The 13,565-nt window shown below is 36.0% G+C and carries 12 protein-coding genes; 10 read left to right on the top strand and 2 right to left on the bottom strand.

Features of this window, described 5'->3' with window-relative positions:
• The first annotated feature begins 346 nt into the window (after positions 1-346).
• Positions 347-1,933 carry a hypothetical protein gene (locus ABMA76_RS13205; protein WP_392911790.1) on the top strand — a complete coding sequence of 529 codons (1,587 nt, stop codon included), beginning with the start codon at positions 347-349 and terminating at the stop codon, positions 1,931-1,933.
• A 50-nt stretch (positions 1,934-1,983) separates the two neighbouring features.
• On the opposite strand, the gene ABMA76_RS13200 is transcribed toward ABMA76_RS13205, so the two are convergent.
• Complete coding sequence (locus tag ABMA76_RS13200) at positions 1,984-2,673, bottom strand: hypothetical protein (RefSeq protein WP_392911788.1); 690 nt, start codon at positions 2,671-2,673, stop codon at positions 1,984-1,986.
• A 258-nt stretch (positions 2,674-2,931) separates the two neighbouring features.
• On the opposite strand from ABMA76_RS13200, the gene fusA reads away from it, so the two are divergent.
• The gene (fusA, locus tag ABMA76_RS13195; protein WP_392911785.1) at positions 2,932-5,097 is read left to right on the top strand and encodes an elongation factor G; all 2,166 of its coding nucleotides are present in this window, start codon (positions 2,932-2,934) and stop codon (positions 5,095-5,097) included.
• Positions 5,098-5,154: 57 nt separating this feature from the next.
• On the opposite strand, the gene ABMA76_RS13190 is transcribed toward fusA, so the two are convergent.
• Positions 5,155-6,246: a hypothetical protein gene (locus ABMA76_RS13190; protein WP_392911784.1), complete on the bottom strand. Its 1,092-nt coding sequence runs from the start codon at positions 6,244-6,246 to the stop codon at positions 5,155-5,157.
• A 153-nt stretch (positions 6,247-6,399) separates the two neighbouring features.
• Here ABMA76_RS13190 and ABMA76_RS13185 point away from each other — a divergent pair, with 153 nt between their 5' ends.
• From ABMA76_RS13185 to ABMA76_RS13150, 8 genes are all read left to right on the top strand, one after another.
• Entirely contained in the window at positions 6,400-6,642 is a 243-nt protein-coding gene (locus tag ABMA76_RS13185; RefSeq protein WP_393061821.1) for a hypothetical protein, read from the top strand.
• Positions 6,608-7,018 carry a hypothetical protein gene (locus ABMA76_RS13180; protein ID WP_393061819.1) on the top strand — a complete coding sequence of 137 codons (411 nt, stop codon included), beginning with the start codon at positions 6,608-6,610 and terminating at the stop codon, positions 7,016-7,018. Before ABMA76_RS13185 ends, ABMA76_RS13180 begins: the two co-directional genes overlap by 35 nt.
• A 131-nt stretch (positions 7,019-7,149) precedes the next feature.
• The gene (locus tag ABMA76_RS13175; protein WP_392911780.1) at positions 7,150-7,665 is read left to right on the top strand and encodes a hypothetical protein; all 516 of its coding nucleotides are present in this window, start codon (positions 7,150-7,152) and stop codon (positions 7,663-7,665) included.
• 85 nt (positions 7,666-7,750) lie between these two features.
• Positions 7,751-8,650, top strand: coding sequence for a LysR family transcriptional regulator (locus ABMA76_RS13170; protein WP_392860459.1), 900 nt, complete (start codon positions 7,751-7,753; stop codon positions 8,648-8,650).
• Positions 8,651-8,658: 8 nt separating this feature from the next.
• Positions 8,659-9,753 (top strand): hypothetical protein, encoded by a 1,095-nt coding sequence (locus tag ABMA76_RS13165; protein ID WP_393061817.1) that lies wholly within the window; start codon positions 8,659-8,661, stop codon positions 9,751-9,753.
• A 65-nt stretch (positions 9,754-9,818) separates the two neighbouring features.
• Positions 9,819-10,238: a hypothetical protein gene (locus ABMA76_RS13160; protein ID WP_392911777.1), complete on the top strand. Its 420-nt coding sequence runs from the start codon at positions 9,819-9,821 to the stop codon at positions 10,236-10,238.
• Positions 10,239-10,340: 102 nt separating this feature from the next.
• Positions 10,341-12,206 (top strand): hypothetical protein, encoded by a 1,866-nt coding sequence (locus ABMA76_RS13155; protein WP_392911775.1) that lies wholly within the window; start codon positions 10,341-10,343, stop codon positions 12,204-12,206.
• A gap of 111 nt (positions 12,207-12,317) precedes the next feature.
• A complete protein-coding gene (locus ABMA76_RS13150; RefSeq protein ID WP_392911774.1) occupies positions 12,318-13,538 on the top strand; it encodes a hypothetical protein in 1,221 nt (406 codons plus the stop codon).
• Positions 13,539-13,565 lie beyond the last annotated feature (27 nt).

The raw sequence follows: 13,565 nt of genomic DNA, 5'->3' as shown, positions 1-13,565 counted from the left end.
TTGGACGAGTCGGGTACAGTTCTTTGAAGAGTTAAATAATTTTATATTGAATGAATATCTATGCACAACAGTGCAGGAGCCAGAGCTGACTGACTCAAGAATCAAAGAGCGCAGCTCGCGTGATTCGGTTACCAACCTAAAAGAGACCTTAATAAACTCTCTTTAGCTAAAGTATAGATTTGTACCTCAACCATTTAATAGTACATAAGTGATGGAAATAATTAATGTTTTTCAGACATGTCGTAATGAAAAAAGTTTAGATTTTCTTCAAGTGTTTTTATTTTAGTTCGATAAAGAAATATCATGTTTATCTGCTGAGGTATCTATTAAGTATTTAATTTTTATTTTGTCTGTCCTTCTTTTAACGTCTTGTGTTTCTCATGTCGATTTTGATTTTGAGGATGAATCTGGTTCTTCCTCAGGTGATGGAGAAGGAAAGGTTGTTACAACAACAAATTTCTCGTTCTTAATGATCAACAACACAGGGGCCGGCAACGAAGTTTATCTAAGTGAAGGCTTAGCTGCTGACACGGTTCAAATCCCTAATGCTAGTTTTTCCTATTCGAAGATGTCTAATACTGATACGCAGGCATCCGATTCAATAGGGAACCACTACACATTTTCTAATGGTATTATTGTAGCAGGTTTTAATTCTCCAAATTACGACATCATTCTTATTGATAAGAATAATAACTTTAATGTTCTGGCAACTATTCCTGGTTTTGGTGATACCCAATCAGATCCAATTTTTTTAAATCGAGCTGGAAATCAATTATTCTTTATTATTAAATCTGCTGCTTCAACTTATGATCTATGGGTGACTGATACGACAGTTGCAGGAACTAAAATGCTGAAAACTGTTACGGATACATATTACAGCTCTCCAGTCATGAAGGATCGAAATGTCTCCTTCAATGGTAAGCTGTATTTTAGAGGAGGCGATGCTGTAAATGGGCCTGAGCTATGGGTGACGGATGGCACAGTTAGTGGAACAAGAATTGTTGATGATTATATACCTGGAGCCGCGGGACTTGATCCGCGAAAGTTTATGGTTGTTAATAATTCTCTCTATATTTATTCATCTACTAATCGAACGATTTATCATATGGGAGAAGACGAAGTTATAACAGAAGTTTCGTCTTTACCTGGTACTGTTTCTAATGTGAGATTTAATGAAAATGAGTTAGCATTTAATGATTCATATTTTTGTTTTCAATTATCTGCTTCGACGGGGAGCCATCTCACTTGTGTCAATACTGACACTCAAGTTGCAGAGTCAAGATTTTATACATCAAATGCACATTTTTTAGGTGAGGAAAATGGAACGTTTTACTTTGTAGAAGATTACGATATAAATCCGGATCCGATGGTGACGGATTTAAGAAGCAGAATTTATGAAACAAGTGGAGAGATAACTTCGCAAGCACCTATTCAAATTCACGAAATGAACGCACAAGTAAACGGTATCAACTATAGTCAGACTAATTATGAAAATACCAATGGGATTATTAGCCATATTAGGTACATAGAAGATGGAGTCGGCACTAAGCATATGTTTGTCAAAATCAAGGATTCTGTCGTTACTGAAATTGATAATTTAATTTACCCATACATTACAGATCCAACGATTAATCAAATAACTCTCTATACGTCTTATCGTTCATTTAGAACAAATAATCCTGGAACCTTTGTGTATATGGTCAATGATGGTGCTCAAGTTGTAACGGTTTTGCAATCTGACGCAACAGCTGCTGGTACTCAAATTGTTAAACAAGTTGACATGGCCGATATCATTGCAAATATTTCAAGCGGCAATGCAGCTCAAGGATACGCTAAGTTTTTAGTTGGACTACTTGATGGGATGTCGATTGTGCGCCCTTATGATTTTAGTGTGGATCAGTACTTTCATGCCAATACTAGTGTGTTAAACTAATATCAGTAAAAAGGCCGGAATTATCCGGCCCATATAATATCTCAATTTAATCAGTCGTCGATATTATCCCAATCAAGATCTTTCGATATTGTGACACCAGAGATTGTTTTCTGGATCTCTTTCTTGATGAAAGGGAAGTTGATTGCTTCGAAGTTATACTCGTTTAATAGACCTTCTTCCATAACCTCATCAAACGCAATAAGGATATTCTTAGGCGCGGCCTCAACAAGGTGAGTGAAGTAGAAATCTTCTGGCAGCTCTGGAATATCAATTTGAGCGTCTTCTTGTCCTTCCAGAATTGCTTCATTCATAGCAGCTTCAGCTTGTAGTGCCATAATTTGCTTAACTGGAGACTCTTCACTTGTATCCCGTACAATAAGAGAACCCTTGATATTGGCAGGGTTTATATCTCTAGTGATATTCCAGCTGGCAATATTAAAAAAATCTAAATAGAAAGTTGATTTTCCATACTTAATTTTTCTTGGGATTTGCAGTTGTGTAAGGAACTTACGCGTTGACTCATCTTTTGACTTACGTGCAAGTTTTTGGGCAAGCTTTGCGTCTTGAACACGAATAATATAAGCACCGGCCTCTTTTGTTGACTTAAATAACATATATTGGAAGGCAACACTGAAGAGTGTATATAATTTATGTTGCCCAAGGTGGATTCGTGACGCGTCGCTTTCGACAAGGGTTTTAACAGACTCATAAAGGTCTTGTTTACTAAGTTGAGAAGACATTCAGTTTATTCCTTTTAATTTGTGCGAAAGATTTTTTAAGAATTAGGTCATTTTTTGTCAACATGTTTGTCAAAAATAAATACTTAAATATTCTTTATTTTAAGCTCAAAAAAGCCTTATAACTCGTTGACTTGAATGGCATTTTTCACTAATATGCAACACTGATTATTATAACTTATGAACGATACTATATAAATTTGGTCATCCATTTTTATTTGGACTCAATTAAATATTAACAACCTCAAAACGGAGTTAAGAATGATTAACAACAAGCTGATGGCGAAAACGAGAAACATCGGTATTTCGGCGCACATCGACTCTGGTAAGACTACTCTTTCAGAGCGTATCCTTTTTTATTGTGACATGATCCACAAGATCGAAGATGTTCGTGGTGGTGGTGCTGGTGCAACTATGGACCACATGGAACTAGAGAAGGAAAAAGGGATTACAATTACATCTGCTGCTACGACAGCACACTGGAAAGGTATTAGCGGTAAAGGGACAACTTTTGCTGATGGTGTTGAAAAAGACACTCGTGTAAACCTAATCGATACTCCGGGTCACGTTGACTTCACTGTTGAGGTTGAAAGATCACTACGTGTACTAGATGGTGCAATCCTAGTTCTTTGTTCAGTATCTGGTGTTCAGTCTCAGTCAATCACTGTAGACAGACAGATGAAAAGATATAACGTTCCAAGAATGGCTTTCTTAAACAAGATGGACCGTATGGGAGCAAACCCATTTAATGGACGTGACGCACTTAAAGAAAAACTAAACCACAATGCTGTTCTTATGCAAATCCCTATTGGTGCAGAAGATCAGTTCACAGGTGTTGTTGACTTAGTCACTAAGCAAGCAATGTACTTTGATGGTGATAACGGTGAAAACGTAAGAATCGAAGAATGTCCAGCTGAACTTGTTGAGCAAATGGAAGAACTAAGATCTGAAATGGTTGACGCTGTAGCTGAATACGATGATGAAGTAATGGAAGCATACCTAGAAGGTAATGAGCCAACTGAAGAACAACTTCACATGTGTATTAAGAAAGGTGTTCAATCACTTCAACTTACTCCAGTTTACATGGGGTCTGCATTCAAGAATAAAGGTGTTCAGGCACTTCTTGAAGCTGTTGCAAGATACCTTCCTTCACCACTTACTTGTGCACTACCAACTGCTGTTGATTCAGATACAGATGAGACTGTTACAATTAATCCAGATCCAGCAGAAGATCTACTTGCTATGGCATTCAAGATCACTGATGAGCAATTTGGTCAGCTGACTTATACAAGAATCTATAGAGGTACACTAAATAAAGGTGATACTGTTTATAATACAAGAACTGGTAAAAAAGTACGTATCGGACGTATGGTTCGTATGAACTCTAACGATAGAGAGAATATCGATACAGCTCACGCTGGTGATATCATTGCTATCGTAGGTATCGACTGTGCATCAGGGGATACATTCGTAGGTAACGACGATAACTTAAACCTTTCTCTTGAAGGTATCCACGTTCCAATCCCAGTTATCGAGCTTTCGATTTCTTGTAAGGATAAGAACGAGCAAGCGAAGATGTCTAAAGGTCTTGCAAAATTCATTAAAGAAGACCCGACATTCCACGTTTACACAGATGAAGAATCAGGTGAAACACGTATCGCTGGTATGGGTGAGCTACACCTTGAAATTTACGTAGAAAGACTAAAGCGTGAGTTCGGTGCAGATGTACAAGTTGGTGCTCCTCAGGTTAACTACCGTGAAACAATCAGAACTGAAGCTACTTTTGATTACACTCACAAGAAGCAAACAGGTGGTTCTGGTCAATTTGGTCAAGTTGTTGGTCTACTTAAGCCACTTGCTGAAGAAGACAAGGATAAAGAAGATCAAGTATTTAAATTCAATAACGAAATTAAAGGTGGTTCGATTCCTAACGAATTCATCGGTGCCTGTGAAAAAGGTTTCCAAGACGTTATGGACAAAGGTCCTCTTGCTGCATTCCCAGTTATTAACTGTGAAGTATTCCTAAGAGACGGTAAGTCACACGACGTTGACTCTTCTGATATGGCATTCCGTATTGCTGCAAGACAAGCGATGAGACAAGCTATCAACAAAGCACAACCAGTTCTTATGGAACCAGTTATGAAAGTTGAAGTTACAACTCCAGATGAATTCCAAGGTTCTGTAATTGGTGACCTTTCATCAAGAAGAGGGATGATCCAAGGTTCAGAAACTGATCCAGGTGGAGAAGTTATCATCAATGCTGAAGTACCACTTTCAGAAATGTTTGGTTACTCAAATGACCTAAGATCTATGTCTCAAGGTAAAGCATCATACACGATGGAATTTGCAAGATACGTTGACTGTCCTTCAAATATTCAAGAGACAGTTATGAAAGAACGTAAAGAGAAGCTAGCAAACGAAGATTAAGCCGATATTTAAAAATATTGATTTATATTCGAAGGGCCGTATTTATACGGCCCTTTTTTATTTTGCATGAATGACTTTTAATACACTACTTGAAAGAGTCTTTGCATCGACCCAAATTTGTCCCTTCTTATCAACTTCCCAGGCCGGATCATAGTTTTTATAATCGCCCCAGCTATTTCTAACAAGGTATTGACATGAGTTGTCCTTGGCCTTTCTTTGGCCAATAACAAGCACAGAATGATTACTACAGCTTCCATTCATCGCAGGTAGAGAGCGCTTAAAGCTCTTTTCTTTTTCTGTTAAGACTTCGGCACAGATATCGACGATCACTGGTAGCTGGTTTCCTGACTCAAGGCTTGAACTAATATTTTGGATAATTTGTGGGTTTACTTCAGCAACTTGAAAACGTTGCTTAAACTCTTCATCGGTTTCACTATAACCAATATCACTAGGAGAGTAATCAAGATATTCAAGCTCTGGAAGGTTAAGTCCAATTTTATTATTTTCGCATACCTTTTCAAAAATAACTTGTTCTCTTAAGTAGAAGCCTTTTTTGGAAACAGCTTCTCCTATCGTTTTATCGTCGACTATATTAAAAAACTCTTCAGTAACTCCACGAAGTTTTAATTCGTTCTTCACTGTTTCGACTTTTTTTTCAATTGATTTATTTGCATAAAATTCATAGACGAATGGTTCCCAGAATGTATTTGGATCTTTAATTCCTATTGATGTCAAAAAGTTCTGATCACAGCTGTAGCCGTGTTTTAATTGTTTAAAGAGAATATTAATTTGTCCTACTCCAAGTCCTGAGCGGCCAGCGCCTCTAGAGATATTAGAGAGTAGATTTACACTGCTGCCATTTGCTCTTGTCGGAGATAGCTTTGTTTGAAGTGCTGTTGTAATCGCTGATGTAATATGTCCTCTTGCTTTTAAGTCATTTTGTATAACTGCATCGATAAATTGCGAACCTGCAAATGCGTAACACATTTGTGAATCTTTCTTCTTTCCATACATTTGGTCATGAATTGGCAAATTCTTAAAAGGGGCATTGTCTCCCTGATCAAGACGAATTTCTTGACAGTCATTTGCATAGATAGATGTTGAAAGTAGTGTAAGCGTTGTGACGAATAATTTTTGAAGTTTGATCATTTGATAAATATACAATGGATAGCATGGGGTTTTTCATTTGATGTAGAAATTCCTTTAGTGTTCATACTTAATACAGCACTAACTTATTTTCAAAATTACAAAAGAAATTATCTTGATTTGCTATTGTTAAAAAAAAACTAACAAAGGAATCTTATGAAGCTCGCATCGACTCTTTTACTAATCACTTCATTAAACTCATTTGCACTAAGTGGACAAATTAGGGATATAAAGGCGGTCAATCAATATGATGATAATGCTAAGAGAGCTCTCGTTATTGAGGGGAGTCATGCTCATTCTAAGGTTTCTCTGGGTGTTAGTAACTTTGGTGTAAAAGATGATGAATCATTAAGTGTGCGTGTGATTGATATTTCGGGGGGTCGATGGATCAATTCCTGACGACTTCTATGTACGAGTTGCCATAGATGCCTATAGCCCTGAACACATTGGAAATGAAAGTATCGTTTATATACTGCCTGACTTTATTACTGAACATGGTGATGTAAGTGAAGAGCTTGTAACTGGTGATGAGATCACTTTAGAGGGGCGTGACTTAAATAATATTGAAATTGATAAAGGATATGGAAATCGTGTTATTCGTCTAGAGCTTGGTAAGGAGCGTTTTACAAAAGATTCTGTCTTTGGCACTTACGCGCTAAATCCAGCACAACTTGAAATGGTTGAGCGTGGAGAAACTCTTCGGTTAACTCTAGAAGACACGAGAAAGCATAAGAGAACACTTGCTACTGCGATAATTGAAATTTCAAAAAAATAAATCTTTCTATTGTGGCCGACTAAAAGTGACCAAATTTTAAACTGATCTGTTAAATCTGTTCACTTTTTAGACGGCCTAAGTCTTTGAATACCCTTAAAAAAATTGGCACTATCATTGCTTCATCTATTCATGTGAAGAAACTTATAATCGCTCTATTCTTGATGGCCGCAAATGCACAGGCAATAAACCTTACATATATTTATGGAGGGATTACGCCACATATACAAAAGCCTACAGGTCCAAATGCTAGGCCTCTTTGTAATGAGTTATCAGAGGGAAGCGGAGTCATTTACAATGAATTGCACTCAGTACGATTTAACTATGCTTATGACTGGTCCACTGGACTACTCGTAGGGGAGAATTCGTACTGTGAGCCCATTTGGGGTGTAACCCAAAGTTATAACTTTTATCGCAATAAGTATGTTGAGATTAATGGTACAGCAGGCTTCTATCATTTTGATGAAAATGGTTTTGATTTTAGTGAAGGAGCGTACTTTGCAAATATTGGTGACTTCTACTTTGTTCCAATCATTGGTGCAGAAGTAAACTTTAGTCTTTACAAAGATAAAGACTTTCAAATATCTTTCATGAACCTGCTTACTCCAGTTATTACTAACCATTCCTTTGGAGTAACGTTTTTCTTCTAATTTACAATTATTTGACAGAGTTGTTATTTACAAATGTTCATTTTTGGTATAAGTTATAACTTATACTTAAGATAAGGTTAAAATTATGTTAGAAACAAGCCAATTACAAACACTCGTGGCCGTGGCCCGTGCAGAAAGCTTCTCTCGTGCAGCTGAGGACTTAAATGTAACTCAATCTGCCATCTCGCAATCAGTTAAGAACTTAGAGACAAAAATAGGTGTTAAGGCCTTTAAGAGGACTGGCAAGAAGGTTGTTCTAACTCAAGAAGGTGAAAAGCTTTATGAGCTTGCTACAAATTTTCTAAACGATATGGATGAGACTCTTGTCCAAATCAAAGATAATAAGGATGAGATGAAGGGGAAGATACGCATCGGTACTCTTACTGGCGTTGGGAAGTCTTGGCTTGCTAATGAACTCTTAACTTTTGCTGAGAATGAAAAAGACCTTTCAATTCATATTTCTCTAGGCTTTCAAGAAGATCTAATTAAGAGTTTTGAAGAAAATAAGATCGACTTTCTTGTACTCCCTGAAGGTGCACTGCCTAAGGCCGGTGAAAAACTTCTTCTAAGTGAAGAGGCGGTAACTCTCGTTTATCCAAAGGGTAACCCTTTTAATATTACAGAACAAACATCTCTAGATGAGTTAACTAAGATGCCTACGGTACTTTTCGAGCAAGGTGATCGTCTTTACTACAATTGGTGTGTGGCAAAGTATGGTAAGAAGCCTAAGAAGGTAAATGTTCGTTACTCAATTAACTCTCATGGAAATATGCTACAGGCCGTAAAGAGCGGGCTTGGTATTGCAGTTGTTCCAAATCATGTACTAAAGCGTTGGTACTATAGCGATGAAATTGAAACTCTAGGAAAGGCGTTTGAAGTTTCTAATGACCGTTTCTACATTGTCTACCACAAGGAATCGACAGAGCTAGTTCGCATTAGAAAGACCATTGAAATGCTTACTAAAGAGGCCAATCCATTTCTTTAAATCACATCATGAAGAAATATGACCTTTCAAATATTCCTAACTCAATTCAACTTTTTATTAGAAAGGGTTGGGAGAAAGGTTTTAGACTATGCCTCGTTGGAGGTAATGTTAGAGATTGGTATCTAAGAAAAAAATCGACAGACTTTGATTTTGAAATCAGACATCTTCAAAAATACGAAGGTGAAGAATGGATTAATTATCTAACAAAGAACTTCCCTGAGGCCAAGTATATTGGGATGGGAGTCTTTCGTATTAATCTTGGGGAAGCCGAAATTGAGTTTTCTTCTGCACGTTTAGAAGAATTTAATGATGATATAGGCCATAAGAATTTTACACCTAAGTTTTCAAGCTTCTTATCTTACGAGCAGTCATTCAAGCGAAGAGATATAAGAATTAATGCTATCGGTGCACAGTTCAGTGTAGTTGATGATAGGATCGAAATTGATATCATTGATCCTTTTGGGGGCCTAAAAGATATAGAAAATAAAAAAATTAATTATATCAATAAGGACTTCTTTAACGATCCCGTAAGGCTTCTTAGAACGATTCGCTTTAGTATCAATACAGGCTTTGAAATAAATGAAGATCAAAATTTTAATAAGTTTGATCTGCGAAAAATTTCTCTTCATTACCTAAAGTATGAATCTTCAAAGTGTAAGGACTGTCAGCTATTTGTAGAAACATTTGTCTCTCTTGTAAAGCGCCATCATATCAAGCTACCACAGGCCTTAAGTGAAATAGTGCTACTTGATGAAAATTATCTCATTAGTGATATGAATTCAATTGAAGAAGTTGTTCTTTATAATAATGCTGGCTTTAGTGAAGAACTTTATTCTTTTTTTGCTATTAAAAAAAACCAATATAAGAAGATTCTAAATTTTATAAATGCTAGGAATGCTCTTATTGAAAAAGATTGTATCGAATTACGAATTGAATTAATCAATTCGATTAGTCGTCTCGAGGACGATAGTCGACTGAAAAACTATGACTTGTTCACAAAGATAAGAAATGAATTAGCTGAACATCGTTCTAAGGTCTCTAGGAATAAGGCGATTAAGGCCTTGGCCGAAAAAGAGCTAGGTAAAAAACTCCTAAATAAATAACGCACTAGATTTCTACCCAAATTTCATGCCATAATGTAAGAAGGAAAATCCTTCTTGGAGGAATTATGGTTGACATACATTCAATAATTGCAACTCATAAAAAGAGAGAAGTTGATTCAAGTAAGATCGATGCGAACTCTTATCCTACTCCTACGTTCTCAGATATACCTGATATCTTTTTTGATGAGATTCTTGTTAATTATCGCTTAACAAGAGTTGAAATTGTTATCTTGATGTATCTTTATCGTCGTGTATGGACGAAAGCAAATCCATATCGTGAACATGGTATCTCTCAACTAATGTCGATGTCTGAAATAGTTGAAAAGCTTCAAATTTCACTCGAAGAAATCCACCAAGCAATTCTTAAACTTGAAAACTTTGGATTCATTTCTACAATTAGAGTTGGCCAATATTTTGTCAGAAGATTCTTTACCAAGGAAAATGACGAGTATCATGGTCAATATTATGATGACTTTGATGTTTAGTTTTTGTGTCAAACTTAAAAGCCCTGTAAATCCAATATGTTGTGTATTCCTTTTTTAAATCATGATATTATATAGATAAGATCAATTGAATGGAGACAAATTGTGTCAAAGAAGATTGCTTATCTCGGTAAGGACCTTGGTTATTGGGATGACCTACAAAAAGTATATATCAAAACGTATCCAACTGAAGAAAAAAGTTTTCATCAGATTTCTTACGATGCAAATAATATCAATGAATGTATTTTTGATCTCTTTGAATTAGCTCCGTCGATTATCTATATCGACATTAAAGAAGATGAAGTTCATGGCCATAACTTAGGAATGGTTTTAAAAAGAATTCATTTCTTTAGAAATACACCAGTCGTTGCAATCGTAAGTAGTTTAAAAGATGTGAAAAAGTTGATTTCAGTTCATTTTGATTTTGTTTTTGTTAAAGGGATTGAAATTCATGATGTGGTTTATCATCCTTATAAGCAACGCTTTCCTGCAGATGCTGTTTCTGCTGAGTTTGCACTTGCAAAATTAGAGGCCGCAATTAAGCTTAAAGAAATTGCTCGTGTTGGTTTCTATGGCTTAAGTTCAATGCATATTGAATGTAATAATAAGCTTGAAGAAGGTAGGATTGTTGAAGTCGAGCATGCCCTTGATAAGAAGCAAATGGACACAAATTACTTTGTTGCTCGCAAGCATGGCCTTGATAATATCTACTATGGTGCTAACGGGTGGTCAGAGCTAGAGTATCTCTTTGTTGATCCAGCTAAGCGCGAGGATGGCAGTTTTAGTTTAAATGTAGAAGACTTAAATGAGAATGAGTTAAATAGAAAGCTAAAAATTGGAAAGACCCTAAAACATTGGGTTAATGATAATTCTTCTTATGGATCACAAAAGCGCACTAAGCTATTTATGGTTGATCCTCAAATGCATTATTTTAAAACTAATGAAAAACTCATTGATTCATATGACTTTGTTTTTAGAATTAATGAAAACTTTGATGAAGATTACACATATATATCACGACTAAATCCGGACATTGTTGTTTACTGTTACCCTGAGTTTATTAGTGAGGAAGGCGAGCTTGATGAGGCAAAAGAAAATCATGATGTCGATCAGATGGCCAATATCGCAAAAAGTGTTGAAGAATTTCATCAAAAGCAAGATGAAATTTTAAAGAATGCAGTAAGCAATATAAAAAAACTAGGGGATAATAGTCCTTACTTTATCGTTATCAATTGTGACAGATATACTTCTAAAGAGTTTCAGGAGAGGTTTAACTATCAATTCGCTCTTGTGAATCCGACAATGATAGGGATGAATGTACTTTCTCAAATGGTGCACCAATTAGAAGAAAAGCGCCTAACGAAAGAAGAGCAAGAATTAAATACGAAGATTGCTGCTTTAAGAAAGAAAGATCCTATTAAGTATGCAAAACTTAATAAAAGCTACTTTAACCCTCCAAAATACTTTGTTAGTAAGAAGTCACCACTAAGTCATGCTTTAATTATTAGGGGTGCTAAATTAGTAGAAATTTCTGAATCGACTTGTTTCTTTTCTTTAGATGAAGAACTTGTACTAGGGAATTACTACTTAACTCATCCTTTTAATTTTGCAGTAAAGATCATTCCTCAAGAAGGGAATATATATAAAAAAGAAGGCAATACTTATAAGTATCAAGGGCTAATTCATGCCATTGGTGAAAAGGAGAAAATGCGCCTTCGCCAATTTGTGAATGATATTTATACTCAGCATAAGAAAGAGATTCGTGAAAAAGAGGCCCAGGTAATGAAAGAGGCCAATGAAAGATTCTTAGAAGAGCAAAGAGTTGCTGCTTTATCTGAAGAGGAAGCTGCTGCTGAGGCAGAAGCACAGGCCCAGGCCCTTGAAGAAGAAAAGCTTAAGAATACCGCCCCTGAGAATATGGATCTTTTAAATGATCTTGATGCTGCTATCACGAAAAAGTCAGGTCAGTAATCTGAGTAACTTGTTCAATTAAACTGCTAAACATTCTCTTCTTTTCTTACATCTTGTGATTTATTTTCCAACTGCCATTAAAATGAAAGGATATTTTCATGGAGGAAGATAATGAGAAATCTAATGCTAGCATTGATGCTATTAGTGTCGAGCAATGTTCTTGCTGCAAACCCAGATCGAATAAATGAAAAATTTAATAACAGATTTTCTTTTGAAAGAGATGATTCTGGAAAACTTATTGCCGTAAGAGATCGTACTATACGTACAAAATTCAAGTTCAAGGACTATGTTGAGTATATTAAAAACTCAATTTTAAATGAACAGGCCTTGATGTCACAAAGTGGACTTACTGGAAATTACGAAGCTGAGGTCGAGGGACTATTTGAAACAGGTCATAATTTTTTAGGTAATGATTTTCAAACACAGAAGAATGTTAAAAGAGTGGTGACTTCAATGCGTGCATTTGAAGGTGTTGATTTTAACGCTATTTTTGCTGATAAAGAGTTTAATAACTTAATTGAAGAGTTTGGTTCAAAGATTAAGGATACTTTCTATTATATTGACCCAACTATTATTGCAAAGCCAGATAATGCAACATTTTTCTACCGCAAAAATGTTACTTATAAAGTCGTAAATTGGGCATTAAATCAAGCTCGTAAACGTTTATCAACAGTTCCTGCTTTAAATACAGCTTTTTATGTTATTACAGAAACTGAGAAGTTATTTAGAACAAGACGTTTCTATCACCAAAACCTACTTTTACACTATCTTGAGTTTGCAGCTCCTGTGGATCTTGGCCTAACAAAAGAAGAAGTGGATCTTGTCTATTCTTCAATTTATGAGTCAAGAATTGATTGGATTGCATTTTGGGAATCGAATAGTGCTAAGCTAAACTGGCCAAGATACGGTACAGCAAGTTTCTACTCAAAATTTAGAACGGCAACAAATCGTTTTAGATCTTATAAGTCAAAGTATTCAGAAATTGGGGATCGAATCAACTACGGTTTTCAAGAAGTAACTCTTGATGGTGAGAGAGTGATTGTTAACCTATTTGATGGTAATCACACTTTTGATAAGTCGCCTGCCATCGCATACTCTTATGACCGTCCAAATCGTGTCAAGAGACTTAGAAGTGTTCTGACGTTAGCAAGCTTAGGTTTAAGCTTTGTTCCACTTCCTTCAATTATTAAGGATAATGTTAATGGCTTCATTAAGTCTTATTACAAGCAACAACAGATTACTGAAGGGGCCTTAATCGGATACTTCGAAATGAATGATGACGATTATATGCTTAGAGAAATTAGATCTCAATATATCAATCCATTTATGTAAGTAAAAAGGGCCTCTTAGAAGGCCCTT

This window comes from Halobacteriovorax sp. ZH5_bin.2, from assembly GCF_043196375.1.
Classification (GTDB): domain Bacteria; phylum Bdellovibrionota; class Bacteriovoracia; order Bacteriovoracales; family Bacteriovoracaceae; genus Halobacteriovorax_A.
This window is presented reverse-complemented; position numbering and strand designations above follow the sequence as displayed.

Coding starts and splice junctions, on each gene's coding strand:
- ABMA76_RS13200 (WP_392911788.1), bottom strand. CDS start 2,673: ATGTCTTCTCAACTTAGTAAACAAGACCTTTATGAGTCTGTTAAAACC.
- fusA (WP_392911785.1), top strand. CDS start 2,932: ATGATTAACAACAAGCTGATGGCGAAAACGAGAAACATCGGTATTTCG.
- ABMA76_RS13190 (WP_392911784.1), bottom strand. CDS start 6,246: ATGATCAAACTTCAAAAATTATTCGTCACAACGCTTACACTACTTTCA.
- ABMA76_RS13185 (WP_393061821.1), top strand. CDS start 6,400: ATGAAGCTCGCATCGACTCTTTTACTAATCACTTCATTAAACTCATTT.
- ABMA76_RS13170 (WP_392860459.1), top strand. CDS start 7,751: ATGTTAGAAACAAGCCAATTACAAACACTCGTGGCCGTGGCCCGTGCA.
- ABMA76_RS13165 (WP_393061817.1), top strand. CDS start 8,659: ATGAAGAAATATGACCTTTCAAATATTCCTAACTCAATTCAACTTTTT.
- ABMA76_RS13160 (WP_392911777.1), top strand. CDS start 9,819: ATGGTTGACATACATTCAATAATTGCAACTCATAAAAAGAGAGAAGTT.
- ABMA76_RS13150 (WP_392911774.1), top strand. CDS start 12,318: ATGAGAAATCTAATGCTAGCATTGATGCTATTAGTGTCGAGCAATGTT.